We start from the raw sequence: 26,694 nt of genomic DNA on the forward strand, positions 1-26,694 counted from the left end.
TAAAATATGCCAAAATTATCACATCCTTTTAAACCAATAATTGATAAAAACTCTAAAATTTTAATACTTGGCTCTTTTCCAAGCCAAGACTCATTTAAAAACTCTTTCTATTATGGTCATAAATTTAATCAATTTTGGAAACTAATATCTGCAATTTTTGAAGAGAATGAGCCAAAAACAGTAGAGGAGAAGATATCCTTTTTAAAAAATCATCATATTGCTCTTTGGGATATGGCAAAAGAGTGTAGAAGAGTAAACTCTTCTGATAGTAATCTAAAAGAGATAAAAGTAAATGATATAGAGTCTTTAGTAAAAGAGTATCCAAATATAAAGGCAATATTTTTTACTGGAAGATTAGCTCAAAAACTATATGAAAAACACTTTTCTCACCTAAATATTCCTACATATTATCTTCCTTCACCATCTCCAGCATATAGAAAGATGAGTTTTGAAGAGAAACTTAAAAAATGGGAAATTATTAAAGATATATTAAATAAAAGATAGTTAATAGTGACTTGCAATAAAACCTAAAATAAAAAAAGCTAAAATTGTAATAATTGGTAAAAAAACATAAAATATTTTATCTACCTTTTTAAAAAGATATAGATAATAATATATCCAGCTAAAAAGAAGTAAAATTATATGAGTTAAAAAGAGTGGAAAGTATATCCACTCATATTTGCTAAAAATTGTTGCAAAAACTAAAAAAATTAACATAAAAATATCTAAAAAAAATTTCTTTTTATCACCTTCAAAATCTTTATAGATTTTATAAAATGTTATTAAAAATACTAACGCCAAAAAAATTGCAAATTTAACCATTTAAGTACTCTTTAAAATCTTTTTTAAATTTTTCTATTTTTGGTGAAATTACAACCTGGCAATAGCCTTGATATGGATGATTATCATAGTAGTTTTGATGATAATCTTCTGCTTTATAAAAAGCTTTAAGTGGCTCAATTCTTGTTACTATTTTATTATTGAATATTGGATTTAATTTTTTGATCATCTCTTTTGCAATCTCTTCTTGCTTTTCATTAAGTGGAAAAATAACGCTTCTATATTGTGTTCCAATATCTGCGCCTTGACGATTTAGCTGAGTTGGGTCATGTATAGAAAAGAAAATTTCTAAAATATCTTTATAGCTTATTTTCTCATTATCAAATCTGATTTTAACTACTTCTACGTGGCCAGTTGCTCCGCTGCAAACCTGCTCATATGTCGGATTTTCTCTTTTGCCACCGCAGTAACCGCTTTCTACTTCAATTACTCCTTTAACTCTTTTAAATATAGCTTCTAAACACCAAAAGCATCCTCCGCCAACTATCGCTTCTTCAATCATTTTAACTCCTGAAATTTTTCAAGTATTTTTTCACAATCTTCACTTTCAAAAAAACAGCTCAAAGAGTTACAAAGCATATATTTTTTATTGACATCTTCTTTTAAATTTATAAAAGGGTAGAAAAAATCTATCTTTTTAGAGCATTTTATAAGATTTTCTTTATTGGATTTTATTAAAAAATCATCTTTTAAAAATCTTATTATATCCTCTACAAATAAAGAGCAGTATGGAAGATATTTGTATATCTTTTCACTATAATATTCCAATGTCAAAAATGAAAATTTTTTATATTTTTCATCAAATATATTTCCAAGAGTAAGCATCGCTGATACTATAGTTGCTGCACTACTTGGATAAGTTGCATCAGTATAATCAGCTTCATTTTTAAATTCTCCTTTACTAAAATACCATTTTCCCTCTTCCCAAAAATCTATCAATGCATAGTTTATAAGTTTCACACTTAAAGCCAAATACTCTTCATTTAAAGTTGTTTTATATCCTTGTAACAATGCTATTGCTAAATATGCATAATCTTCTAAAAAAGCTTCAATTTTTGGCTCTTTGTCTATCAATGTTACATGATAAAGCTTATCATTAATATAGAGTCTATTTAAAAGATTTTTTATACCTTCTTGAGCAAATTCAAAATATCTATTATCAATCCTTGAAGCAATAAAAAGAGTTTCAATCATCATAGCATTCCAAGAAGTGATAATCTTTTTATCAATAAATGGGTAGACTCTATCTTTTCTTATATCTTTTAATATTTTAAAAACTCTTGATTTTTCTTTAAAATCGCATAAATCTTCAACTCTTACAATATTTTTACCTTCAAAATTTCCTTTTTTTGTTATTGATAATTTGTTTAAAATCTCTTTTATCTCCTTGTCGTTAAATCCGTCCTCTTTTAATTTTTCATAAATCTCATCATAGCTATATATAAAATATTTTCCCTCTTCTCCTTCACTATCTGCATCACTTGCAGAGTAAAAAAGATAGTTTTGGCTCATAAAATCGCACATAAAATCGAGTATCTCAAAAGCAATATTTTTATAAAATTCATCTTTACTTGCAAAATAGGCATTAAGATAACTTCTTGCAATTAGTGCATTGTCATATGCCATCTTTTCAAAATGTGGGACCAACCACTTCTCATCAACGCTATATCTATAAAATCCTCCATCTATTAAATCTCTAATGCCACCTTTTGCCATATTTTTTAGTGTATTTGATGCCATATCCCATGCAACACTATTATAAGTTAATTGATATATCTTAATTAATGTATTTATGATTGATGTTTGAGGAAATTTTGGTTTTGAGCTAAATCCTCCATGAACAGGATCATATATTGCTTTTATATTTTTTATATATTTTTCTATGATATTCATATCAAACTTAACTGCTTTTTTAGGTTCATTTGGACTTTTCATATATTTATCAATCTCTTTTGCCTGATTTAAAATATCTTCTGGTTTTTTCTTCCATAATTCAGCTATCTTTTGTATTAACTGCATAAATCCTAACATGTTATATTTAGGCTCAGGAGGTATATAAGTTCCTGCAAAAAACGGCTTTTTATCAGGAGTCATAAATATTGAAAGTGGCCATCCTCCTGGTCTTTGGTTTAAAAGTTGATATACCTCTTGATAATATTTATCAATATCTGGTCTTTCTTCTTTATCAACTTTTATAGAGATAAAATGCTCATTTAAAAATTTTGCTATTTTTTCATTTTCAAAAACCTCTTTTTCCATTACATGGCACCAGTGACAACTACTATATCCAATAGATAAAAAAATAAGCTTTTTTTCCTTTTTTGCTCTCTCAAAAGCTTTATCACACCAAGGATACCAATCAACAGGATTGTTTGCATGCTGTTTTAGATATGGTGAATCTTCATTAATAAGTCTATTTGGCATAGATTTCCTTTTGTTTTTAATACATAGCCTAAAGTAATTTTAGTTAAAATATAATTAATAAAGAGATATAGTAATTTTTTCCATATAATAAATAAAGAAATAGATAGTAATATAAAAAAAAATTATATAAGGAGTTTATTTAATGAAAAAATATCTCATAATTTTTACTATTTTTATCTCCTATCTTTTTGCTTTTGGTTCTTTTGAAATGAATCAAAAAATTTTAGAGCCAAATGAAGCTTTTAAGCCAAGTATGAAAATAAAAAAGGATGGATTAGAATTTAAAATTGATTTAGCAGAAGGAATTGATGTATATAAGGATAAAATAAAGTTAAAATTGATTTCTCCTCAAAAAAAAGATATTCCTTTATCACTTCCTCCGGCAAAAGAAGAAAATGGTGAAAAACTATATTATAAAAATGTTACATTTTTTGTTCCCTTTAAAGATTTGCCAATAGGAGAGATAAAACTTGAACTTCATTATCAAGGATGTTCAAAAGCAGGGCTTTGTTATCCTCCTTTAAAAAAAGAGTTTATTGTAAATGTTCCAAAGATAAAAAAAGAGAAAAAAGTTACAAAAAAATTTACAAGTGAAGAAGAGAGTATTGCTTCAACTTTAAAGCATAAAAATATTTTTATAATACTTTTAACATTTTTTGGATTTGGCCTTTTACTTGCGTTGACTCCTTGTGTTTTTCCAATGATTCCAATTCTTTCATCTATTATTGTAGGGACAAAAAATATTACAGCTAAAAAAGCTTTTTTACTATCATTGGTATATGTTCTTTCTATGTCTGTAACATATACAATTGCTGGAGTTTTAGCTGGACTTTTTGGATCAAACCTTCAAGCAGCTTTTCAAAATCCTTGGATTATCTCAATTTTTGCTCTTATTTTTGTTGCATTGGCTTTGAGTATGTTTGGATTTTATGAGATAGGTCTTCCAGCTTCACTTCAAACAAAGCTGTCTAAAAAGAGTGATGAAGCATCACATAAAGGTGGTATTATTGGTACAGCAATTATGGGATTTTTATCTGCTTTGATAGTTGGACCTTGTGTTGCTCCTCCACTTGCTGGTGCTTTAATTTATATTGGTCAAACAGGTGATGCCTTGCTTGGAGGAGCAGCTCTTTTTGCTTTAAGTCTTGGTATGGGAGCTCCTCTCTTATTGATTGGAACCGGAGCTGGTAAATTTATGCCAAAACCTGGAGCCTGGATGAGTGCTGTTTCAAAGGTTTTTGGCGTTATAATGCTTGGAGTTGCTATTTGGATGCTTGAAAGAGTTTTCCCTCCAATGATAACCATGATTTTATGGGCATCACTTTTTATAGGAAGTGCTGTTTATTTAAGAACATTTGAAAAAATTGAAGAAAATGCTCACTGGTTTAATTATCTTAAAAAAAGTATTGGTCTAATTTTATTTATTTATGGTATTTTTATATTTTTTGGTGCATTTACTGGAGCAAAAAATATATTTGACCCATTAAAAGTTATAAAAGAGAAAGAAAATGTCGAAAAAGTAGTTGAAAAAAAAGTTGAATTTAAAAAAATCCATTCATTAAAAGAGTTAAATGAGATTTTAAAAGAAGCGAAAAAACCTGTTCTTGTAGATTTTTGGGCAAAATGGTGTGTAAGTTGTAAAGAGCTTGAAGAGATAACATTTAAAGATAAAAGAGTAAGAGAAAGATTTAAAGATTTTTTACTGATTCAAGCTGATGTTAGCTCAAATTCAAAAGAAAACCAAAAACTTATGAAACATTTTAATATTTATGGCCCTCCAGCAATTTTGTTTTTTAAAGATGGTAAAGAGTTAAAAGATTATAGGATAATTGGATATAAACCACCAGAAGATTTTTTAAAAGTTATCGATAATGTAATAAAGGAGAATTAATGAGATTTTTTATATTACTTTTGTTGCCATTATTTATTTTTGGAGCAGATTTTGATTGGGTTGATTCGCTTGACAAAGCAAAAAAGTTAGCAAAAAAAGAGAATAAATTGATAATGGTTATGGTAAGTCAAAAAGGTTGTGAAGCGTGCGAATATATGGATGAAGTGACATTTGAGGATGAAAAATTGATAGAATTCATTGAAAATTTTTATATTCCAGTAAAGATAGATATAAAAGATGCTAAAAAATATGGTTTTAAAGCATTTGGAACACCAACATTTTATTTTTTAGATAAAAATGCAAAACAGATAGGCAGACAATTGGTTGGGGCCGGCAGTGCAAAAGCTTTTTTAGAAAAGTTAAAAGAGTATAAAAGAATGGTAAAATAATAGGTTAATTTTAGTTGAGTATGGTGAGTAAGGTGAGTGTGGTGGTAAGGTGATAAGGGCGAAACTGGGAATTAGTGAGGAAGTGAGAGAGTGGTAATTGGTATATTTGTGATTAGTTATTAAGGGAGAAGGTTGAAGGCTGAAGGTAGAAGGGGTTAGTGATAGTTGAGTAGTTGAGTAGTTTTAACTCCTCAACCATTTTAACCATTTTAACCACTCAACCAAATTCCCGATTCCTAATTACCAATGTCAAATAGAAAGGATTTTTATGCTTATAGAGGGTGCGAAATTTTTTGAAGATTCAAAATTTAAAAGTTATGATATTGAGATAGAAGAGGGCAAAATTTTAAAAAAAATTTCAAGTAAAAAAGAGAGTAATATTTTTGTTATACCTCCATTAGTAGATTTAAATATAAAGCCTCTTGATGATAAAGTAAATGCTTTAAATTTAAAAAATTTAGCAAATGCTGCTAAAAAAAGTGGTGTGTTATATGCAGCTTTGAATCCCCAAATCGAGCCATCTATAGATAATGAAATAATTTTAGAGTTTATTAAATCTCAAGATATAAAAATAAATATTCTACCTCTTTTAAATGCTACAAAAGATGAAAAAAGTTTAACTGAGATTGCCATTCTTTTAAAAAAAGGTGCAAACTCTATATATTTTAATTCTGATATTGACTCTTTTTTAATATCAAGAATTTTTGAATATGCAAAAATGTATGGTGTAACTTTGCATTGTAGAGCACAAAATAGCTCTATAAAAAATAGTGGCGTTATGCATGAAGGAAAAGTTAGCTCAAAACTAGGACTAAGTGGTATAAGTGAAATAGAAGAGATTAGCGAGGTGGCTAAAATTATTGAATTTTCAAAATATTATAATGTTCCAGTATTATTTAAATCACTTTCAAGCTCAAGAAGTATAGAAATAATCCAAAAAGCAAAAGAAGAGGGTATAAAAGTCTATAGTGAAGTATCGATTTATCATTTAACAAAAACTGATGAAGAGTGTAGTGGTTATAATACATATTTTAAAATAGATCCACCTTTAAGAGATGAAAAAAATAGAAAAAAATTGATTGAATATTTAAAAAATGGATATATTGATACTATAACATCTTTGCATTCACCAAAATCTAATGTTTTAAAAGATGTAAGTTTTGATGAGGCTGCATATGGTATAGATTCTATAGAAAATTATCTTGTAAATCTTTATGAAACTTTTGTTGAAAAGAATATCATAAATTTTGAAGATTTAATAAAATATATCTCACTTAATCCTTCAAAAATAGCAAAAATAGAAAATTTTGAAAAAAATTTTATAGTTTTTGATACGAAAAATAAAGAGATTATAAATATCAATAGCGATGGATAAAAAAGATACCAATTGCAGAAGATATCATTGTTATTAAAAAAAATATAAAAGAAAATGCTATACCTACAGATGGATCAGTGTTAATTAGTTTTAATCCATATAAAAATGTTAACTCTCTTGCTCCTACTCCTCCTATTGTTATTGGCAAGACTGCTACAACACTTGATATGAGAAAAAGTGTAAGAAAGTCTATATAATTTACACTATCTGGTAAAGATTTTATAATAAAAAATGCACATATAAGCTGCAAAGATTGTACAATAAATCCTAAAAAAGTGGTTTTATCTAAATAGGTTAAAAAGTTTTTGAAAAGTTTTTTATGTAAATATAGAAAAATAGGATAAATTATGAAAGCTATAATAATTGATAAAAATTTCAGCGGTTCAAATATTTCAGCAAAAGAGCTAAAATAAAAAAGAACTCCTGCTAAAAAAATAAGTGCAATAAGGCCGCTAATTCTATCAAGCAGAGTTGCTTGAATAAGCAAAATTGCAGGAGTGTTAAATCTCTTTCTTAAAATATATATTTTATATCCATCTCCCCCAATGCCTCCTGGTAAAAAAAGATTATAAAACATTCCAAGATAATATAGAGTTAAATTTTTAATTTCACTAAGATTTATCCCTATTTCTTTGAAATAGTAGTTTAGTCTTATTGAACTTATAATTTTTGAAAGATTAAAAAATATAAAAGCTAAAAAGAGATAATAAACATTGCTTTTTTTTAAAATCTCAAAAAGTCTGCTTGTATCAATCTGAGATAATACAAAAAAGAGTAAAAGAAGAGAAAAAACAATTTTAAAAAATGTTTTTACTCTTTTTTTTAAATGGCTATTATCCAATGTTTAATGTCCTATAAATTTTTCTTTTATCACATAAGGTTTTTTATTTTGAGATTCATAATAGGTTCTCATCATGATTTCTGCTAAAAAACCTGTAGTTATTAGCTGAATGCCTCCAAGAGTTAGCATAACACCAAGTATTAAAAGTGGCCTTTGTCCAATGTCATATCCAAACAGTTTTAATAAAAATAGATAAAAATCTATTAATATTCCTATTCCAAACATACCAAATCCAAGTGTACCAAATAGATGCATAGGTTTATTTCCATATTTTTGAAAAAATAGCATAAGCATCAAATCACTTATTACTTTAAATGTTCTTCCTATGCCATATTTACTTACTCCATGTATTCTTGGATGATGTCGTACTGGCATTTCAGTCATTTTTGCTCCATAAAGGGCAGCAAGTACAGGAATAAATCTATGAAGTTCTCCATAAAGACCAAGATTTTTAGCAACATCTTTTCTAAAAACTTTCAGTGTACATCCATAATCGCTTATATACACACCGGTACTTTTTCTAATAATCCAATTTGCAATTTTGCTTGGAATTTTTCTTAATAAAAATCCATCTTGTCTTTTTGCTCTTATTCCTGCAACTACATCCCAACCCTCTTTTTCTAATTTTTCCATCATTATAGGAATATCTCTAGGGTCATTTTGTAAATCGCCATCAATTGTTGCAATAATTTCACCTTCTGCTTCATCAATTCCAGCTGCCATCGCAGTTGTTTGACCAAAATTTCTATTAAATACAATAAGTTTTGTTTTCTCGTCTGCTTCTTCTTTTATTTTTTGAACAGTATTGTCTGTCGAGCCATCATCAACGAAAATAAGCTCATAATCAATTCCTTTTAACGCTTCTCTTAAAGCTTTAAATAATGGCTTAATATTTTCCTCTTCATTCATTACAGGAATAACAACAGATAATTTTTTCATAAATCACCTCTTTTTAAAATAAAATAGTAACTTAAACGTGCAGCAAAATAGACAAAAAAAGCACTAAAAATAACATCACTTAAAAAGTGTCCACCTTGAATAATTCTTATCAATCCAACAAGACTACCCCAGCTTAATGCTAAAATTGCAGTGATTATTTTTTCTTTTTTTCTTCTAAAAAGTGGAACTAAAGATATAAAATAAAATGCTGCTGCTGCATGTCCACTAGTAAAAGAGCAGTTTTTTTTACACTGATTAGTTTTTATAAATGCAGGTGCAAACTTTTTATCTCCACCAAACTCATTTATCTGTATTGGCCTTGCTCTTCCCCAATGATTTTTAAAAATCTCATTGACTATTAAGCCTGGACCTAAAATTAAAGATACAATCAAATATATTAAAGCCCTTTTTTTTATTCCAAAAATATCTTTTTTAAAAATATAGTCTAAAATTAATAAAATTAATATAGATATAGCAAAAATTTTAATAATAATGATTGTTGATTTATATATAAATTTTACAAAAGGCTCATTTTTTAAATAAAATCCAACTCCCTCTTTAAAAAAAAGGCTGCTAACTTTCAAGTCGATTTGAGGAAAAGTTATAAAAATAAAAGCAGATATGATAAATAAAAAAATGATAAATATATCAAACTTTTTTATTTTCAACTCAATATCCCTTGAATCTTTTCAAATAATATATATGATAAACTCTGCTAAAATCTTTGTATAAAGTGACTTTTATAGTAGCTATTTTTTTATAACTTTCAAATCTTTTTGTAACATCTTTAATTTGGGCTCTTTTTGTAATAAAAATAAAATCTTCTCCAATATGCTTTTGTAAATCAGTTACCAAATCAAACTGATTTCTTAATAGATGTTTTGGATTGTACATAACTGCATCAAATGGATGAGGTTTTAGATAAAAAATCATCTCACTCATCAATTTTCTATCATCAAAAAGAAGTTTCACATTTGGATAATTTTTAATAATAGGCTCAATTTTTTTAGCAACCTCTTCCCATCCTAAAACTCTTTTATATGGGTCTGTTTTAGAAGTTAGTTCAATATTTAAAATATTTGCTATGGCTTGATAATGATATAAAATTAGTGCCAATAAAATATTAATAACTATGCCAATAGCTAACAATTTTTTTCTATTTTTTATAATCAGATATGAAACTACAAGAATTGTTGCTGCAACATATGTTGGTGCAGCCCAATTTGCAAACGCTCTTGCTAAAAAGCTTTGTAATGTGATTATTGCTAAAAAAGGAAGAGTAAATGAGTAGAGTAGTTTAAATCTATCCTCTTTTATAAATGGTTTAAAAATTAAAAAAATCAAAACTGCAAAAAATATTGGGCCAAAAACTCCAAACTGAGCGCCCAAAAATTCTAACATCTTATTTAAATGAAAAAGGTCCCTATCTATTTCACTTATCTCTTTTGTATGCATAAAACTTATAAATTTATGATGATAATTCCATATTAGATTTGGCATATATACTAATGCAGCAAGTAGCATAGTTAAGTATAGTTTTATATTTTTTAGATGTTTTTTATGCTCTTTTGATATGAAAAGATATAAAAATACACTTATTACAAAAATTATCATAGTATATTTGCTTAGAAGACCAAATCCAGCACTAAAACCAGCTAATATCCAGTAAAAGTCTTTGTTTGTTTTAATAGCTTTTATAAAAAGATATAATGTAAGCGACCAAAAAAATAGTAAAACCACATCTGTTGAGATAATTAAAGATGACATTGAAACAGCAGGAAGTGTTATAAAAGCAAAAGCGCTCCAAAATGCTATTTTTTCATCAAAAAGCTCTTTTGCAATCAAAAAGATTATTATAGATGTTATTGGATAGAGTAAAAGAGCTGGAAGTTTTATACAAATTTCGCAATCACCAAATATGGAAGTAAATAGTGCTATAGTCCATGCAATCATAGGCGGCTTTGAATAGTAGCCAAAATCAAGATTCTTAGACCAAAACCAATAATATGCTTCATCCATATAAAGATCTATATTTGTATTTAATAGTACGAAAAATCTATAAGCAGTAATTATTAAAAGTAAAATTATATAATTTTTAAAATAGCTATTTTGCAATTTTTTCCTTGTTGCATATAATATTTTTTTGTATTATACTTTTTATAGGCTTGGTATTAAATAAAAAGGAGAAGTTATGAAAAGAGAAGCTTCGGTAGCTGGTTCATTTTATCCAGCACAGTGTAATGAAATTGAGTCTATGATTAATCAATATAATCAGATATTAAATCAAGCTTTAAAAAACTCAATAGTTTTAGAGTTAAAACCAAAAGCTATAATATCTCCGCATGCTGGATATGTTTATAGTGGATTTACTGCAAATGTTGCTCATAGAATTTTAGGCAATTCCAAGCCAAAAAGAGTTGTTGTAATAGGCCCTAGTCATAGAGTCTATCTCGATGGAATAAGCGGAAGTTTTTATGATTATTTTGAAACACCATGCGGAGATTTAGAAATAGATAAAGAGTATTTAGAACATTTAAGATCTCTGTTTGATATAAAGTTTATAGAAGCAGCCCATCAAGAGCATAGTACAGAAGTTCAAATGCCATTTATTAAACACTATATTCCTGATGCTAAAGTGATAGAGATGGTATATGGAGATATGGACCCTTTTTATCTTTCTAAAATTTGTGAAGCAATATTAAGTGATAAAGATAATGCTATTGTTATAAGTACAGATTTGAGTCACTATTATCCTTTGAAAGAGGCAGAAAAATTAGATACATATTGTTTAAAAGCTGTACATGATCTTGATACAACATATTTGCATTCCGGTTGTGAAGCATGTGGAAAAATAGGAGTTGAGGCGATTATTTTAGCTGCTAAAAATTTAGGCTTAAAATCTAAAATAATTGATTATAGAACAAGTGCTGATGCAAGTGGCGATGAGAGTGCAGTTGTTGGATATATGAGTGCAATATTTTTGTGATAATTTAATGGTTTTAGAGCTAAGATTTAAGAACTAAGAGTTAAGTGAGTAAAGTTTAGTAAAAGTATTGGTTTGAAGGTATAAAAACTTTACACTTAATTCTTAGTGCTTAGTACTTAGTACTAAATCCTAATGTCTAATGTCTAATAAGTTCAATAAATAACTTTACACAGATACAAACCATAAGGAGGTGCTAAGGTAGTAGAGTATCTTTCTTTGCATTGAAGTTGCTCTAATAGCTGATATTTTGTTAACTCATTTTTTCCTATTTTTATCAAAAAATCAACCATCATTCTAATTTGGCTTCTTAAAAAGCCATTCGCTTCAAAATAGAATATGATTAAATCTTTATATTGATAAAGTTTTGATTTATAAATTTTTCTTTTACTTGATTTTGTTTCGCTTCCAGTTTTCATAAAATATTTAAAATCGTGTTCTCCCTCAAACAAAGATATTGCTTCTTCTATTTTATTTAGATTCAAATGATTTAAAAAAGTTATATAATTTGCTTCAAATGGATTTGGCTCATTAATTTTAATAAGATATCTATATGCTCTTTTTTTTGCCCAATATCTTGCATGGAAATTATCATTTACAATATATAGATTTTTAATTTTAATGGATGGAAATAGATATCTATTAAGGTAATTTTTTAATTTTTCAAGATCTGACCAATGTTTTGGAATATCAAAATGAATAACTTGATTTGTTGCATGAACACCTGTATCTGTTCGACCACTTGCTACTATCTTTGAATCAATTCCAACTCTATTTAGCGCTCTTTTTATATAACCTTGTATAGTTTTATTTGTATGTTTTTGAGACTGAAATCCAAAAAATCTACTTCCATCATAACTAATAACCGCTTTTATTCGCATCAATATCTCTTTAAAACATATTTTTTATATAAAATATATCCAAAAAAGAGCCATAAAATTGATAATATGAAAATTGCGATAAATGGTATCTTTTTTGAAAGTATAAAAGCTAAAACATAAAAAATGGATATTGATAGAATGATCCAAAGATATGTAAAATTTTTTTGATATCTTGGATTTTTAATACCAAGAGCTAAAATTAAAAATATTGATAACATAGGAAATAAAGAAACTATTACAAAAATAGTAAAATCAAAGGCTCTTGTTTTATTTGAAGTGCTCTCAAACCAGTATTCTATAACATTTTTATACTGTTTTGCTTCTAAAACACTTAAATCATTTAAAACCATTCTTTCAAAATGCAATTCATCAAGTTTTCCATTTTCATATGTATAACCTGTACCACTATTTAAAATAAATTTTAGTCCCTCTTTATCAGATTTTATTACTGCCTCTTTTGCAACAATAAAATTTTCTTTATTCATCACTTTTTGGTTATACAAAACAATATTTTCAAATCTATTTTTACCTTTTTGATTCTCTATAAATAAAAGCCAATCCCCAAATTTTTGTCCATATTCACTAGGTTTTATATTGAAGATCGCTTCAGCTTTTTTATAAGCAATAAATCCTTTATACATCTGTTTAGCTTGAGGAATTATGACAAGTGATAGCATTAAAAGAGCAGTTGAAGCTAAAAATGCCATTTTGCCTAAAATATGCGCAATTTTAAATGGTTTAATCCCTAATGAAAATATAACTATCATTTCATAATCATAAGATAGTTTGGATAAAGTCATAACTGCAGAAACAAAAAAAGCTACAGGAATAGTATAAAAAAATATTTGAGGCAAAACATACATATAAAGTTCTAAAAGCTCTAAAAAATCTACTTTTATTATTGATGTAATAGAGACAACTTTAATAAAAAATATCAAAGAAGCAATAGAAAAAAGCGGAAAAAATATAGAGAAAAACATTGTAGAGAAATTTTGATTTATATATCTATTTAATCTAACCATTTATTATCCACTCAAGTAAATTATTAAAAAAATCTTTATAAGTATAAACTATTATCAAAGATATTGCTAAAAATGGTATATATGGAAGTTCATACTCTTTTTTTGAAAATCTAAGATATAAAGATGCTGGAATTGCAAAAATAGCTGATAAGAAAAAAGAGATTATTGATAATTTAATTCCAAGAATTGCTCCTATTGTAGCAGCAACAATAATATCTCCTTCACCCATAGCTTCTATCATTACTGGAGTAGGATAAAAGCTTTTTAGCCAAGGAGCTTTTTTTATCTCTTTTTTTATAGCAAAATTTTCTTTTAATGAAACATAATAGCTTACATAAAATCTTAAAAGCGAAAATCCTCCAGCCATTAAGAGCGCATTTTTTAGATTTTCTAAAATATTAGCAGATGAAAAAATTGATAAAGATAGTGCTAATAGATTTAAACTATCAGGGACTGCCTTATATAAAAAATCTATCATAGATAAAGTAAGAAGCAAAGAAAATGTTAATGCTATTATTAATGAATATATATTTATTCCATTTTTTAAAAAAACTATCACAAATATAATTGCAGTAATTAATTCTATTAATGGATATTGCAAAGAGATTTTGCTTTTGCAAAAATAGCACTCTCCTTTTAAAATAATCCAAGAGATTACTGGAATATTGTGCCACCATTTTAACTGTTTTTTGCATACTGGGCAGTGGCTTGGTGGATAAGCTATATTTTCTCCTTTTGGTATTCTAACAATTAAAACATTCAAAAAAGAGCCAAAAACAAGCCCAAAAATAAAGATTATAAAATAAGTCATAATATACCTTTTATTGTTGCAAAAAAGATGTGATTGGTAATTGGGAATTTGGTTGAGTGGTTAAAAAGGTTAAAATGGCTGAGTAGTAATAAAATAAAACCACTAAACCACTCAGCTACTTAACTACTCAACCAAAAATTCCAAATTCCTAATATTAAATTCCCCCAAATCTTCTCTCTCTTTTTTTAAACTCTTCTATAATATTTTTTAATTCATTTGAAGTAAAATCTGGCCAAAAAGTATCTGTAAAGAAAAGTTCTGCATAAGCAATACGCCATAGCAAAAAATTTGAGATTCTTTTTTCTCCGCCAGTTCTTATTAATATATCCACATCACCAATTTTTGTATCAAAAAAATCTTCAAAATTGTTTTCATCAATTTCAATATTTTTCTCTTTTGCTCTTTTGCAAGCTCTAATTATCTCATCTCTTCCACCATAATTTAATGCTAATACTTGAGTTAGTTTTTTATTATTTTTTGTTTTTTCTTTTGTAAAATTTATCCTATCTTGAAGATTTTTTGAAAATTTAGAAATATCTCCAATAATTTCAAATTTAATATCCTCTTTTATATAAGTTGGAAGCTCTTTTTTTAACCAGTTATCAAGAAGTTTCATTAAAAAGTCAACTTCCATTTTAGGTCTTTTCCAATTTTCTGTACTAAATGCATAAAGAGTTAAAATTTTTATTTCTGGATGGTTTGCGCAAAATGTAGTTATCTCTCTTACAATTTCGGCACCTTTTTCATGGCCTTTTATTCTTGGAAGGCCTCTTTTTTGTGCCCATCTTCCATTGCCATCCATTATTATTGCAATATGTCTTGGTATATTAGCCATCTAGATCCTTGGCAATTTCGGTTAAATCAAAAGAGATTTCAAGTTTTGTTTTTAGTGGACTTTGAATGATTTTCTCTTTTGTGATAAAAACAATTGAATTTTTTTCACTTCCAAATCCAGTTTTTCCCTTAACTATATTGAGACAAATAGCATCTAAATTTTTCTCTTCTAAAGCTTTTTTTGCATTTTTAAGTGCCTCTTTTTCATCCAATTCTGCTTTAAAACCAATAACTTTTATTCCCTCTTTATCAATACTTTTTAAAATATCTATATTTTTTATAAGCTCTAAACACCACTCATCTCCAAGATTTTCTTTTTTAAGCTTTCCAGATTGAGGATATTTTGGTCTATAATCACTAACTGCAGCTGCCATAAATAGATATGGAGTTTTTTGAACTAGTTCAGGCCTATTTAGTTCATTTAATAGATCTGGTTTTTTTAAAACACCTTTTTTTGCTACTCTTATTCTATCTTCTAAATACTCTTTCATTTTTGATGCACTATCTACTTTGAAAATTTCAACAGGAGGCAGATTATTTGTTTCTTTTGTTGTTATAAGTTCAACATTTGCCCCTTTTAAATATAAAGCTGTAGCTAGAGCAAAAGCCTGTTTTCCGCTTGAAAAATTTGAAATGTATCTTACATCATCTATCTTTTCAATTGTTCCCCCACCAGTAACTATAACATTTCTATCACACCAAAATTCATCTTTTAAAAGTTCTCTTGAGGTGGCAAAGAAGATTGTTTCAACATTAGCTAATGCACCTTCCCCTACAGTTTTGCATGCAAGCTCTTTTGTCACTGGCTCAATTATCTTGTACCCATTTAATTTTAAAAGTTTCAAACTTGCTTGAGTAAAAGGGTTTTTATACATATTTGTATTTGCAGCAGGAGCTAATATTTTTGGTTTATTAAAAGCTAATGCACTTTGAAGTAAAAGGTTATCAGCAATTCCATTTGATAATTTATTTATGGTATTTGCTGTTGCTGGGGCTATAACAAAAATATCATAATCTTCACAAACTCCAATATGATTATTTTTATTTGTCCAATCTTCATTTTCTTCTATTAAAACTTTTTTACTTCCAGCAGCTTCAAAAGTAAGAGGAGATATAAATTTTTTAGCAGTTGGGCTCATTACAACTTTAACTTCAGCCCCAGCTTTTACAAAAAGTCTTAAAAGCTCTATTGATTTATAAATTGATATACTTCCTGTAACTCCAAGTAAAATCTTTTTATCTTTTAAAATTTTCATTAATTCTCCTAATGACTATTGACCAATGACTAATGACTTTTTCCAAAAAATTTATAATAAAAATCTTTAACAATTTTCAAAGGGACTCTGCTGATTGCAAGAGAGCCTTTTTTAACATCTTTTGTTACTGTAGTTCCAGCTGCAATTATAACATCATCCTCAATTGTTACAGGGGCAACAAGCTGAGTATCACTTCCAACAAATACATTTTTACCTATTTTTGTTTTATATTTTCTTTTTCCATCATAATTACAAGTGATTGTTCCAGCTCCGATATTTGTTCCTATATCAATTTCACTATCTCCAAGATAGCTTAAATGTCCGGCTTTTACTCCTAAAAGGCGGCTTTTTTTAACCTCTACAAAATTTCCAATATGTGTATCTTTTAAAAAGCTTCCAGGTCTAATTCTAGCCATTGGACCTATAGTTGAATACTCTATATGGCTATCTTCAATGACTGAATTTGCTTTTATATGAGAGTTTTTTATATAACTATCGCCTTTAATAACACATCCACTTTCAATTTCACACTCTCCTTCAAAAGTCACTCCCTCTTCAATAAATATAGTCTCAGGAAGTCTCATAATTATGCCATCTTGCATAAATTTTTTCTTTATTCTTTTTTGCATTATCTCTTCAGCTAAAGCAAGGTCATATTTTGAATTTACCCCTTTAAAATCCTCCTCTTCTACAAATAGTGGCTTTATTGAATATCCTTTATTTACAGCATACTCAATAATATCAGTTAAATAGTACTCTTTTTGAGCATTTTCATTTTTAAGTTTTGGTAAAAACTCTTCCAATAGCTCTTTTTTTATAAGATATACTCCAGCATTTACGCTTTTTATTTTCAACTCATCTTCATTAGCATCTTTTTCTTCCACAATTTTTAATACTTGATCATTTTTTATAACTACTCTTCCATATCCTTTTGGATTTTCAAGCTCAATTACACTCATAACTATATCTGCATCTATATTTTTAAAATTTTTAAGCTCTTGTGAGGTAATAAGTGGCATGTCTCCATTTAATATTAAAACTTTTTCATGTTTAAATTTTACATTTTTTAATGCACCGCCAGTCCCAGGATATTTTTGTAAATCTTGATAATAAAAGTTTAAATTTTCAAAATATTTTTTAATTATATCTTCTATACTTTTAGCTTCATGACCTAAAACAATATTTATATCATTTGATATTTTTTGAGCCTCTTTTATAACATGATATATCATAGGTTTGCCACTAATTTTATGTAAAACTTTTGGAAGAGGCGATTTCATTCTTGTACCTTTTCCAGCAGCCAAAATAACAATACTAATACTCATCAACAACCTTTAGATATAATTGTTCTTGTAATTTGAGTTTTATAATAACAAAAAAGCGTTAAAGAAGAGATTATGGAATGTAAATATTTTGGTAAATGTGGAAGTTGTAAAATTTATAATCTTGGATATGATGGTCAGCTAAATTTAAAAGTAGATGAAAATAGAGCTCTTTTTGAGGATTTTTTTGATGATTTTGAAATTTTTAAATCTTTAGATAGCCACTTTAGGGCTAGAGGTGAGTTTAGAATAACAAATCATTCAAATATAAGCTATAGCATGTATGGATTTGATAAAAAACTTATAAAAATAGATGAATGTCCAATTATGTTAAAACCAATTTTTAATCTTATGCCAAAACTTATTGAAAAGATAAAAAAAGATGAGGTTTTGTCCTATAAACTATTTCGTGTTGATTTTCTAAGCTCTTTAAATAATCAAACTTTAGTTTCATTAATATATCATAAACCAATAGATGAGATTTGGGAAAAAAGTGCAAAAAAATTAGAAGATTTATTTGATATTTTTATTATAGGAAGAAGCAAAGGAGTAAAAAGGGTTTTAAGTCAAGATTTTATTATAGAAAAATTAAAAATTTTAGACAAAAAGTATTTATATAAACAGATTGAAGGAAGTTTTACTCAGCCAAATCCATATATAAATCAAAAAATGATCACATGGGCTAAAAAAAATTCTAAAAATTTTTATGGTGATTTATTAGAACTTTATTGTGGTAACGGGAATTTTACTCTGCCTTTAAGTGAAAATTTTGATAAAGTTCTTGCTACAGAAGTAAGTAAAAGTTCTATAAAAGCTGCAAAAGAGAATATAAAATTAAATAGTATAAAAAATATTAAATTTGCAAGACTCTCAAGCGAAGAATTTGTTGAAGCTTTTTATCAAAAAAGAGAGTTTAGAAGATTAAAAGAGCAAGAGATTGATTTAAAAAAATATAATTTTTCAACAGTTTTCGTTGATCCTCCAAGAGCAGGATTGGATGATACAACAAGAGAATTGGTAAAAGAGTTTGAAAATATAATATATATCTCCTGCAATCCTATAACTTTAAAAAGAGATCTGAAAGAGTTAATTAAAACTTATAAGATTAAAAAATTTGCATTTTTTGATCAGTTTCCATATACCCCGCATTTAGAGTGCGGTGTTATTTTATCTAAAAAAATTTAACTCTTTTACCTTCTAAACTTTTTAAGAAACTATAAATATAATCTATCTGCTTATCAGTAAGCATAATTCCTAACTGATGTTTTCCCATAATTTTTATTGCATCTTTTAAATCTTTTACTAAGCCATAATGAAAATATGGAGATGTTTTTGTAATGTTTCTAAGCATAGGTACTTTAAATTTAAATCCGCTATTTTTTCCATAAAAATGTCCTATATCTTCAAAAGGATATGGTGATTTGCTAATATTTAAATCAATCATTAATTGTTTAAATACTCTTTTTCCATTTCTAAATTCAGATACAGGATATATAAAACTTTTGTAGTTTCTTACTGGAAATTTTTGTATTGTTTGTCCACCAATAGTTCTTCCAGTATGACATCCTTTACAACCTAACTCAATAAAAAGATTTAAGCCTTTTTGTTCTTCTTTTGTTAAAGCAGTTAAATTTCCTTCTAAAAATTCATCATATCTACTTCTTGTTATAAGAGTTCTTTCAAAAGCGCCTATAGCTTTTAAAACCATATCTAACTCAATTTTGTCTTTTTTGAAAACTTTTTTAAATTCATTTTTATAAAAAGGAGAGTTGTTTAATCTTTTAACTATTTCATTTTTACTCATTCCCATTTCAAATGGGGCAGTTAAAGGTCCTAAAGCTTGCTCTTCTACACTTTTTGCTCTAGCATCCCAAAATTGAAATTTCTGCAAAGCAGCATTTAAAACTGTTGGAGAGTTTAAATGATGAGGATTTTTTTGATTTTTAATACCAATGGCAGTAGGTAAGTTATCATCTCCCCCATCTTCTAAAATATGACATTTTGCACAATTAATAGAATAATCTTTTGATAATATAGGATCAAAAAAAAGTTTTTCGCCTAGGGCTATTTTATCTTTAGTTATAGGATTTTCTTTTGAATCTACTAATTTTAAAAGTTCATCAAAATTTTTTGGATTAGGTAAAAGGTTATTTGATAAAGCTTTTTTTCTAAGTTCATTAGGCGAAATATTATAATCTTCTTCTGGATAAAGATTTGTAAAAGAAGCAATTAAAAAAGGAAAAGATATCATTAAAAAAGGTAAAATAAAAAAGAAAAAAAGCTTTTTTTTCATAATTGCTCCTTATACGTTAAATCTAAAATGCATAACATCGCCATCTTGAACAATATAATCTTTTCCTTCAAGTCTCATTTTTCCAGCCTCTTTGGCCCCTTGCTCTCCGCCATATTTTATAAAATCATCATAACTTATAACCTCAGCTCTAATAAATCCTTTTTCAAAATCTCCATGAATTACTCCTGCAGCTTTTGGGGCAGTCCAACCTTTTACTATTGTCCAGCTTCTAACCTCTTTAACTCCAGCAGTAAAATAGCTTATAAGACCAAGTCTATTAAAAGCAGTTCTTATAATTTTATCTAGTCCACTCTCTTCAACTCCCATCTCATTTAAAAGCTCTTTTGCTTCCTCTTCGTCTAATCCAACAAGCTCTTCTTCAAGTTTAGCACAAAGCTTTATAACATCTGCACCAACTTCATTTGCATATTTTTTAACCTGTTTTACATACTCATTATCTTCAAGCATACCCTCTTCATCAACATTTGCACCAAAAATAACAGGTTTTGCACTTAAAAATCTAAGTTCTTTATTTAAAATCTCAAAATTTTCATCTTTTTTTTCAAAAGTTCTAACTGGTTTTAACTCTTCAAGATGTTTTTTAAGCTCATTTGCTATATCTAATAAAGGCACTATTTTTTTATCTGCTTTTGCCTGTTTTTGCAGTCTTTCAATTTTTCTCTCAAGTTGCTGTATATCAGCAAAAATCAGTTCACTCTCAATAATTTCTATATCTCTAATTGGATCAACGCTTCCTTCAACATGTGTTATATTTCCATCTTCGAAACATCTTACCATATGAAGTATCATATCAGTTTCTCTAATATTGCTTAAAAACTGATTACCAAGTCCCTCTCCTTTGCTAGCACCTTTTACAAGTCCAGCAATATCAACAAAATCTATAGTAGAGTGTTGAATTCTTTGAGGATTTACTATTTTTGCTAACTCATCAAGCCTGTTATCAGGAACTGGAACAACAGCTTTATTTGGTTCAATTGTACAAAAAGGATAATTTTGCGCCTCCGCATTTTGTGCTTTTGTTAATGCATTAAAAGTTGTTGATTTACCCACATTTGGAAGTCCTACAATACCTACACTTAAACCCATATTTTTCCTTAAAGTTTTTTTAATTTTGTGGAATTATAGCATAATTTAGTCGATTGAGGTGAGTGAGGTGATAAGGGGGTAAGGTGGTAAGTAGTGAAGCGGTGAAGCGGGAAAGTGGAATAAGATCATAGTGATAGAGTTAAGAGCTAAGATTTAAGAGTTAAGAGTTAAAAATTAAATGAATAAGTTAAGTAGTGCACTTAGCACTTAGCTCTTAATACTAGCTCTAATTCCTAATTCCCAATGTCCAATGTCTAACTCACCTTATTCAATTTTCAATTATGGATGTTTCTTATTAAAAACAAACTCTTTTTGTAGCCATTTTACTACCATTCTAACTCCAGCCCCACCTGCACCAAAAGAGTTATATCCCCACTCCTTTTCTACATATGCAGGACCTGCAATATCAAGATGTAGCCATTTGTCTTTGTTTTTTTCTTCAATAAATTCGCTAAGAAACAGAGCTGCTGTTATAGCTCCTCCATATCTGCTAGAGCTTATATTGCATATATCAGCAATTTTAGATTCAAGAAGTTTTGGTAGATATCTATTAAATGGAAGCTCGCCTGCTAATTCTCCACTTGATTTTGCAGCTTCGAGCATGCTTTTTTTAAGTTCATCATTATGTCCCATAACTCCTGTTGTATATTCACCAAGAGCAACAACACAAGCACCAGTTAATGTAGCAAGATCTAAAATGTAATCAGGTTTAATTTTTTCTTGAGCATAACATAAGCAATCAGCTAAAACTAGTCTTCCTTCAGCATCAGTATTTCTAACCTCTATCGTTTTTCCATTTTTAGCTTTTAATATATCATCAGGTTTATATGCATTGCCTCCTATCATATTTTCTGCAGCTCCAGCAATTGCATGTATTTCTACTGGAATATCTAATTTTTTTGCTGCTTTTATAATTCCTAAAACTGCACAAGCCCCACTTTTATCGCTTTTCATTGTAACCATATAATCACTAGGTTTAAGACTCAAACCTCCACTATCGTAAGTCAAACCTTTACCTACTATTGCAATTTTTGCTTTTGGATTTTTTGGTTTGTATGATAAATGAATAAGCCTTGGAGGATTTGAACTCGCTTTAGCTACTGCTAAAAAAGCTCCCATATTCTCTTTTTCAAGATCTTTTTCATCCAATATTTTACACTCTATATCTTCTTCTTTTGCCATATCTTTTGCAATTTTTGCCAAAGCTTTTGGTGTTATTTCATTTGGAGGTGTATTGACAAGATCTTTTACAAAATTTGTGGCTTCAGCAACAATTATAGCCTCATTTATACTTTTTTTTGCATTTTTTGTAGTGAAATTTTTATCACTATAATCCTCTTTTGCAATATATATTATTTCAAGTTTACTTTTTTCTTTTTTGCTTTTAAATTTATCAAATTCATACTCACCAAAAATAGCACCTTCAACAAAAGCTTTTATATTTGTTACAGGGCAGTTTTGAATATAAACTCCAGCTTTTGCACTTTTATATTTTTTATTTTTTATTGTTTTTATTGCTTTTGCTGCTGCAATTCTTATCTCATCATGGTCTAAATTTTTGACACCAACATATACTCTTTTTTGATGAGGTAAAAAAGCTATCTCTTCAGATTCACCTTTAAAATTTAAAATATCAAGTTCATCTTTATCTTTTACCCACTTATGATCAAAATTTTTATCAACAACAAAAACTATCTCAATATCAGCATCAATATCGCTTAATTTTTTTTCAATAAGTTCAAATTTCATTAAATCCCCCCTTTATTTTTCCGTTGCTTTATGAAAATAATAATATAATCCTCCACCAATAATTACTGCAATTGGAAGTGCAATATACCAGTGATGTTTTGCCCAATTTACTATATTTAAAATCTCTTCTCCAAAAATATAAGATGGAATAATTGTAACACTTGCCCAAACAAAAGCACTTACAAGATTAATAAGAGCAAATTTTTTTGCACTGTATCTCGTTAAACCTATTGCCATAGGTAAAACTGTTCTTAGCCCGTACATATATCTTTGTATAAAAATAACAGGCCATCCATATTTTTTTAATAAAAGATGAGCTAAAGCAAATTTTCTTCTCTGGCTAATTAATTGTTTATGGATATATTTTTTATTAAATCTTCCTATATAAAAATATATCTGGTCACCAGTAAATCCTCCAAGAGCTGCAACAATTATAGATAAAACAAGATTCATATCGCCTGTATGGCTCATAACTCCAGCCATTACAAGGCCAGTTTCTCCCTCCATAATTGACCATATAAATAAAATTACATATCCATATGTTTTTAATAGATATATAAATTTTGCTTCTAAATTTTCTCCTGGTGCATTATATAACTCATATCCAATAAATCCAATAACTAAAAAAACAAGAATTAATGAAGCATTTATAAAATGTTCTCTATTTTTATCAAAAAATTTTTTCATTAAATCCTTTCTTAATCAAAATGTAAAAGCTCTTTTGCCTGTATCATGTCTTTATCACCACGACCAGATAAATTTACTATAATTAAAGAGTTTTCTATATTTTGCATCTTTTTTAGATAAGCAACTGCATGAGAGCTTTCAAATGCAGGTATAATTCCCTCTTTTTGACTAAGCCATACAAAAGCATCCATTGCTTCTTCATCTGTTATTGTGTCATATTTTACAATACCCAAATCTTTCAAATAGGAGTGCTCAGGTCCAATGCCTGGATAATCAAGACCAGCACTAATTGAGTGAGCTTCTAAAATTTGTCCATCATCATCTTGCAAAACATAACTCATCTGACCATGTAAAACTCCAGGACTTCCTTTTGCCAAACTTGCACCATGCTTATTTGTATCAAGTCCAAGACCACCAGCCTCTATTCCAATACACTGGGTTTGCTTTTCATCTAAAAACTCATTAAATATACCCATAGCATTACTTCCACCGCCAATACAAGCAATAACAAAATCTGGAAGTCTATTTTCTGCTTTTAAAATTTGAGCTTTTGCTTCATATCCTATAATTCCTTGAAAATCTCTAACCATCATAGGATATGGGTGAGGCCCTGCAACTGTTCCTATTACATAAAAAGTGTCTCTTGCATTTGTAACCCAATATCTAATAGCTTCATTCATTGCATCTTTAAGTGTTCTTGATCCATTTTTAACTGCATGAACTTTTGCACCAAGAAGTTTCATTCTAAAAACATTTAATTCTTGTCTTTTTACATCTTTTTCGCCCATAAATATTTCACATTCTAGTCCAAAAAGAGCTGCCATAGTAGCTGTTGCAACTCCATGTTGGCCAGCACCTGTTTCGGCAATAACCTTTTTCTTACCAAGTCTTTTTGCAACAAGTCCTTGTAAAATTGTATTGTTTATTTTATGAGCACCTGTATGGTTTAAATCCTCTCTTTTTAAATATATCGTTGCTCCAAGCTCTTCTGATATATTTTTTGCATAATATAGAGGGCTTGGTCTTCCAACATAATTTTCAAGATAGTATCTTGCCTCTTTCCAAAACTCTTCATCAAATCTTATATTTTTATAATCATTTTCTAGTTCAAACAGAATTGGCATTAATGTTTCAGGAACATATCTTCCACCAAATTTTCCAAAATGTCCAAAACTATCTGGGTCATATTCACTTTTTTTTGGTATATACATTATCCAATCTCCAATACGCTATATACTTTTGTTAGATTTTTTAATTTCTCTTCGCCTTTTAAAAATTTTAGATTTATAATAAAACAAGCTTCCACAACATCTTCATGAATCTTTTTTATAAGTTTAGCTGCTGCTTCTGCTGTACCACCTGTTGCAATTAAATCATCTATCAAAAGTACTTTTGCATCTTTTATCTCTCTAAAAGCATCAATATGAATCTCTATCTCGTCAAAACCGTATTCTAAAGCATATTTTTCACTAACTGTAGTATAAGGAAGTTTACCCTTTTTTCTAACTGGTACAAATCCTATACCAAGTCTTGTTGCAAGAGCAGCTCCAAAAATAAAACCTCTACTCTCTATTCCAGCGATGAAGTCTAGATCATAATTTTTATATCTCTCTTCCAAATGATCCATTAAAAGAGTAAAAGCTTTTTTATTATTTAAAAGAGTAGTTACATCTTTAAAAATAATTCCTGGCTTTGGAAAATCTGGTACATCTCTAATTGAAGATAATAGAAAATCCTTTTGCTCTTTTGTTAACTCTTTCATTAAATCTCCTTATTTAATTAAAGGACTGGGAAATTTTATAAAATTAAAAGTTTCAAAATTATCATTGCTACAATTAAAATAGCAAACATAATATATCCAGCACTCTCTATTCCCATAATTTATCCTTTATTCTTCTAAAGCCATTATTTTTTTAACTCTTTCTTCGTGTCTTCCACCTTCAAATTCCGTTTCGCACCAGGCATTAACTATAGATTCAATTTCTCCTTTACCAACAACTCTTTCGCCAAAACATAAGATATTTGCATCATTATGTGCCCTTGCCATTTTCGCAGTATAGTAATCATGAACTTCTGCCGCTCTTATTCCTTTTATTTTATTAGCTGCTATACTCATACCAATGCCAGTACCGCATATCAAAACGCCTTGACTACCTGGATTTTCTGCTACTTTTTGTGCAACTTTTTGTGCAAAGTCTGGATAATCAACTCTTTTATCATTATCTGGACCTAAATCTTCAACCACGTAACCTTTTTCTAAAAAAAGCTTTTTTACAAACTCTTTAACTGCAAAACCTGCATGATCTGTTGCAATATAGACTTTCATTTAAATCCTTTCTATTGTATTTATTAATGATATCATATCTATTCCACTAACAAAAGATAATAAAATTAAAATATAATAAACAGGAATAAATAAAATTGCACTTAACGGAGTTGCTATTATTATAATTAAAATTATCATGCCATATGGAAAAATTTTATGATAAAAATCGACTATACTTTTTATTTTTAATTTTTGAGCAAAATAGATTAATGCATTGGCTCCATCTAGTGGCGGTATTGGCCAAAGATTAAATACTCCAAGAACAACATTTATCAGTACTGAATGTGCTAAAAAAAGAAAGAAAAAGGTTGAAATTAAAGACTCAGGCTTACCTATAATAGATATTAAAACTGCACTAAAAAGAGCTAATATAAAATTATATGTAACACCAGCTAAACTTACAGCAATTGCTCCATTTTCGCCACCATTTTTTAAAACTATCCTCATATTTACAGGTACTGGTTTAGCCCATCCAAATAAAAATCCAGCATTACTTAAAAAAAGAAGAGCCGGAACTATTATAGTACCTACCAAATCTATGTGTTTTATAGGATTTATGCTTAGTCTTCCTGCTCTTTTTGCAGTATCATCGCCATATTTATATGCAATAAGTCCATGCATTATTTCATGGCCAATAATTGATACAGCCAAAGCAAGGACCATTGCAATGATATTTATAATTTTTAATGTATCCAAATAATACCTTTTTATTTTAGTTATTAGA

General features: G+C 28.2%; 27 protein-coding genes. 6 read left to right on the top strand and 21 right to left on the bottom strand.

Annotated features, from left to right (window positions below):
* The first annotated feature begins 6 nt into the window (after positions 1–6).
* Complete coding sequence (locus tag QML81_RS06740; protein WP_281950658.1) at positions 7–504, top strand: DNA-deoxyinosine glycosylase; 498 nt, start codon at positions 7–9, stop codon at positions 502–504.
* On the opposite strand, the gene QML81_RS06745 is transcribed toward QML81_RS06740, so the two are convergent.
* From QML81_RS06745 to QML81_RS06755, 3 genes are read right to left on the bottom strand one after another with little or no spacing between them, the layout of a single operon-like run.
* Positions 505–822, bottom strand: a complete 318-nt coding sequence (locus QML81_RS06745; protein ID WP_281950659.1) for a hypothetical protein — start codon at positions 820–822, stop codon at positions 505–507.
* Positions 815–1,342, bottom strand: coding sequence for a peptide-methionine (S)-S-oxide reductase MsrA (gene msrA, locus QML81_RS06750; RefSeq protein WP_281950660.1), 528 nt, complete (start codon positions 1,340–1,342; stop codon positions 815–817). Before msrA ends, QML81_RS06745 begins: the two co-directional genes overlap by 8 nt.
* On the bottom strand, positions 1,339–3,264 hold the full coding sequence (locus QML81_RS06755; RefSeq protein ID WP_281950661.1) for a thioredoxin domain-containing protein: 1,926 nt from the start codon (positions 3,262–3,264) through the stop codon (positions 1,339–1,341). Before QML81_RS06755 ends, msrA begins: the two co-directional genes overlap by 4 nt.
* Before the next feature lie 142 nt (positions 3,265–3,406).
* On the opposite strand from QML81_RS06755, the gene dsbD reads away from it, so the two are divergent.
* The 3 genes from dsbD to QML81_RS06770 all read left to right on the top strand — a co-directional run bounded on the left by dsbD (position 3,407) and on the right by QML81_RS06770 (position 6,919).
* Complete coding sequence (gene dsbD / locus QML81_RS06760) at positions 3,407–5,155, top strand: protein-disulfide reductase DsbD (protein WP_281950662.1); 1,749 nt, start codon at positions 3,407–3,409, stop codon at positions 5,153–5,155.
* On the top strand, positions 5,155–5,544 hold the full coding sequence (locus tag QML81_RS06765) for a thioredoxin family protein (RefSeq protein WP_281950663.1): 390 nt from the start codon (positions 5,155–5,157) through the stop codon (positions 5,542–5,544). The genes dsbD and QML81_RS06765 overlap by 1 nt, the downstream gene beginning before the upstream one ends.
* A gap of 268 nt (positions 5,545–5,812) precedes the next feature.
* Positions 5,813–6,919, top strand: a complete 1,107-nt coding sequence (locus QML81_RS06770; protein ID WP_281950664.1) for an amidohydrolase family protein — start codon at positions 5,813–5,815, stop codon at positions 6,917–6,919.
* Here the strand turns inward: QML81_RS06770 and QML81_RS06775 are convergent.
* From QML81_RS06775 to QML81_RS06790, 4 genes are read right to left on the bottom strand one after another with little or no spacing between them, the layout of a single operon-like run.
* On the bottom strand, positions 6,903–7,760 hold the full coding sequence (locus tag QML81_RS06775; protein WP_281950665.1) for a lysylphosphatidylglycerol synthase transmembrane domain-containing protein: 858 nt from the start codon (positions 7,758–7,760) through the stop codon (positions 6,903–6,905). The two genes, QML81_RS06770 and QML81_RS06775, sit on opposite strands and share 17 nt — an antisense overlap.
* A gap of 3 nt (positions 7,761–7,763) precedes the next feature.
* Positions 7,764–8,699 carry a glycosyltransferase family 2 protein gene (locus tag QML81_RS06780; RefSeq protein ID WP_281950666.1) on the bottom strand — a complete coding sequence of 312 codons (936 nt, stop codon included), beginning with the start codon at positions 8,697–8,699 and terminating at the stop codon, positions 7,764–7,766.
* Positions 8,696–9,367 (bottom strand): phosphatase PAP2 family protein, encoded by a 672-nt coding sequence (locus tag QML81_RS06785; RefSeq protein WP_281950667.1) that lies wholly within the window; start codon positions 9,365–9,367, stop codon positions 8,696–8,698. The genes QML81_RS06780 and QML81_RS06785 overlap by 4 nt, the downstream gene beginning before the upstream one ends.
* Position 9,368: 1 nt before the next feature.
* Positions 9,369–10,814, bottom strand: coding sequence for an ArnT family glycosyltransferase (locus QML81_RS06790; RefSeq protein ID WP_281950668.1), 1,446 nt, complete (start codon positions 10,812–10,814; stop codon positions 9,369–9,371).
* 76 nt (positions 10,815–10,890) lie between these two features.
* Here QML81_RS06790 and amrB point away from each other — a divergent pair, with 76 nt between their 5' ends.
* Positions 10,891–11,685, top strand: coding sequence for an AmmeMemoRadiSam system protein B (gene amrB / locus QML81_RS06795; RefSeq protein WP_281950669.1), 795 nt, complete (start codon positions 10,891–10,893; stop codon positions 11,683–11,685).
* Positions 11,686–11,837: 152 nt separating this feature from the next.
* Here the strand turns inward: amrB and truA are convergent, their stop codons facing one another.
* The 6 genes from truA to glmU form a co-directional block, all read right to left on the bottom strand.
* Positions 11,838–12,563 (bottom strand): tRNA pseudouridine(38-40) synthase TruA, encoded by a 726-nt coding sequence (gene truA, locus QML81_RS06800; RefSeq protein ID WP_281950670.1) that lies wholly within the window; start codon positions 12,561–12,563, stop codon positions 11,838–11,840.
* Entirely contained in the window at positions 12,563–13,585 is a 1,023-nt protein-coding gene (locus tag QML81_RS06805) for an LptF/LptG family permease (protein WP_281950671.1), read from the bottom strand. The genes truA and QML81_RS06805 overlap by 1 nt, the downstream gene beginning before the upstream one ends.
* The gene (locus QML81_RS06810; RefSeq protein ID WP_281950672.1) at positions 13,578–14,396 is read right to left on the bottom strand and encodes a prepilin peptidase; all 819 of its coding nucleotides are present in this window, start codon (positions 14,394–14,396) and stop codon (positions 13,578–13,580) included. Before QML81_RS06810 ends, QML81_RS06805 begins: the two co-directional genes overlap by 8 nt.
* Positions 14,397–14,550: 154 nt before the next feature.
* On the bottom strand, positions 14,551–15,231 hold the full coding sequence (locus QML81_RS06815; RefSeq protein ID WP_281950673.1) for a di-trans,poly-cis-decaprenylcistransferase: 681 nt from the start codon (positions 15,229–15,231) through the stop codon (positions 14,551–14,553).
* Positions 15,224–16,486 carry a bifunctional phosphopantothenoylcysteine decarboxylase/phosphopantothenate--cysteine ligase CoaBC gene (gene coaBC / locus QML81_RS06820; RefSeq protein WP_281950674.1) on the bottom strand — a complete coding sequence of 421 codons (1,263 nt, stop codon included), beginning with the start codon at positions 16,484–16,486 and terminating at the stop codon, positions 15,224–15,226. The genes QML81_RS06815 and coaBC overlap by 8 nt, the downstream gene beginning before the upstream one ends.
* Positions 16,487–16,515: 29 nt before the next feature.
* Positions 16,516–17,811, bottom strand: a complete 1,296-nt coding sequence (gene glmU, locus QML81_RS06825; RefSeq protein ID WP_281950675.1) for a bifunctional UDP-N-acetylglucosamine diphosphorylase/glucosamine-1-phosphate N-acetyltransferase GlmU — start codon at positions 17,809–17,811, stop codon at positions 16,516–16,518.
* Between the two features lie 72 nt (positions 17,812–17,883).
* Here glmU and trmA point away from each other — a divergent pair, with 72 nt between their 5' ends.
* On the top strand, positions 17,884–18,993 hold the full coding sequence (gene trmA, locus QML81_RS06830) for a tRNA (uridine(54)-C5)-methyltransferase TrmA (protein ID WP_281950676.1): 1,110 nt from the start codon (positions 17,884–17,886) through the stop codon (positions 18,991–18,993).
* Here the strand turns inward: trmA and QML81_RS06835 are convergent.
* The 8 genes from QML81_RS06835 to QML81_RS06870 form a co-directional block, all read right to left on the bottom strand.
* The gene (locus tag QML81_RS06835) at positions 18,980–20,101 is read right to left on the bottom strand and encodes a cytochrome-c peroxidase (protein ID WP_281950677.1); all 1,122 of its coding nucleotides are present in this window, start codon (positions 20,099–20,101) and stop codon (positions 18,980–18,982) included. The two genes, trmA and QML81_RS06835, sit on opposite strands and share 14 nt — an antisense overlap.
* Positions 20,102–20,110: 9 nt before the next feature.
* On the bottom strand, positions 20,111–21,208 hold the full coding sequence (ychF, locus tag QML81_RS06840; RefSeq protein WP_281950678.1) for a redox-regulated ATPase YchF: 1,098 nt from the start codon (positions 21,206–21,208) through the stop codon (positions 20,111–20,113).
* Between the two features lie 279 nt (positions 21,209–21,487).
* The gene (locus QML81_RS06845) at positions 21,488–22,957 is read right to left on the bottom strand and encodes a leucyl aminopeptidase (protein ID WP_281950679.1); all 1,470 of its coding nucleotides are present in this window, start codon (positions 22,955–22,957) and stop codon (positions 21,488–21,490) included.
* A 12-nt stretch (positions 22,958–22,969) separates the two neighbouring features.
* On the bottom strand, positions 22,970–23,644 hold the full coding sequence (locus QML81_RS06850; RefSeq protein ID WP_281950680.1) for a DedA family protein: 675 nt from the start codon (positions 23,642–23,644) through the stop codon (positions 22,970–22,972).
* Positions 23,645–23,655: 11 nt separating this feature from the next.
* Positions 23,656–24,855: a tryptophan synthase subunit beta gene (gene trpB / locus QML81_RS06855; RefSeq protein ID WP_281950681.1), complete on the bottom strand. Its 1,200-nt coding sequence runs from the start codon at positions 24,853–24,855 to the stop codon at positions 23,656–23,658.
* A complete protein-coding gene (locus tag QML81_RS06860) occupies positions 24,855–25,406 on the bottom strand; it encodes an adenine phosphoribosyltransferase (RefSeq protein WP_281950682.1) in 552 nt (183 codons plus the stop codon). The genes trpB and QML81_RS06860 overlap by 1 nt, the downstream gene beginning before the upstream one ends.
* 126 nt (positions 25,407–25,532) lie before the next feature.
* Positions 25,533–25,970, bottom strand: coding sequence for a ribose 5-phosphate isomerase B (rpiB, locus tag QML81_RS06865; protein WP_281950683.1), 438 nt, complete (start codon positions 25,968–25,970; stop codon positions 25,533–25,535).
* Positions 25,971–26,666: a site-2 protease family protein gene (locus QML81_RS06870; protein WP_281950684.1), complete on the bottom strand. Its 696-nt coding sequence runs from the start codon at positions 26,664–26,666 to the stop codon at positions 25,971–25,973.
* Positions 26,667–26,694: the final 28 nt, after the last annotated feature.

It is taken from the genome of Nitrosophilus kaiyonis, from assembly GCF_027943725.1.
Taxonomy (GTDB): Bacteria; Campylobacterota; Campylobacteria; order Campylobacterales; family Nitratiruptoraceae; genus Nitrosophilus_A; species Nitrosophilus_A kaiyonis.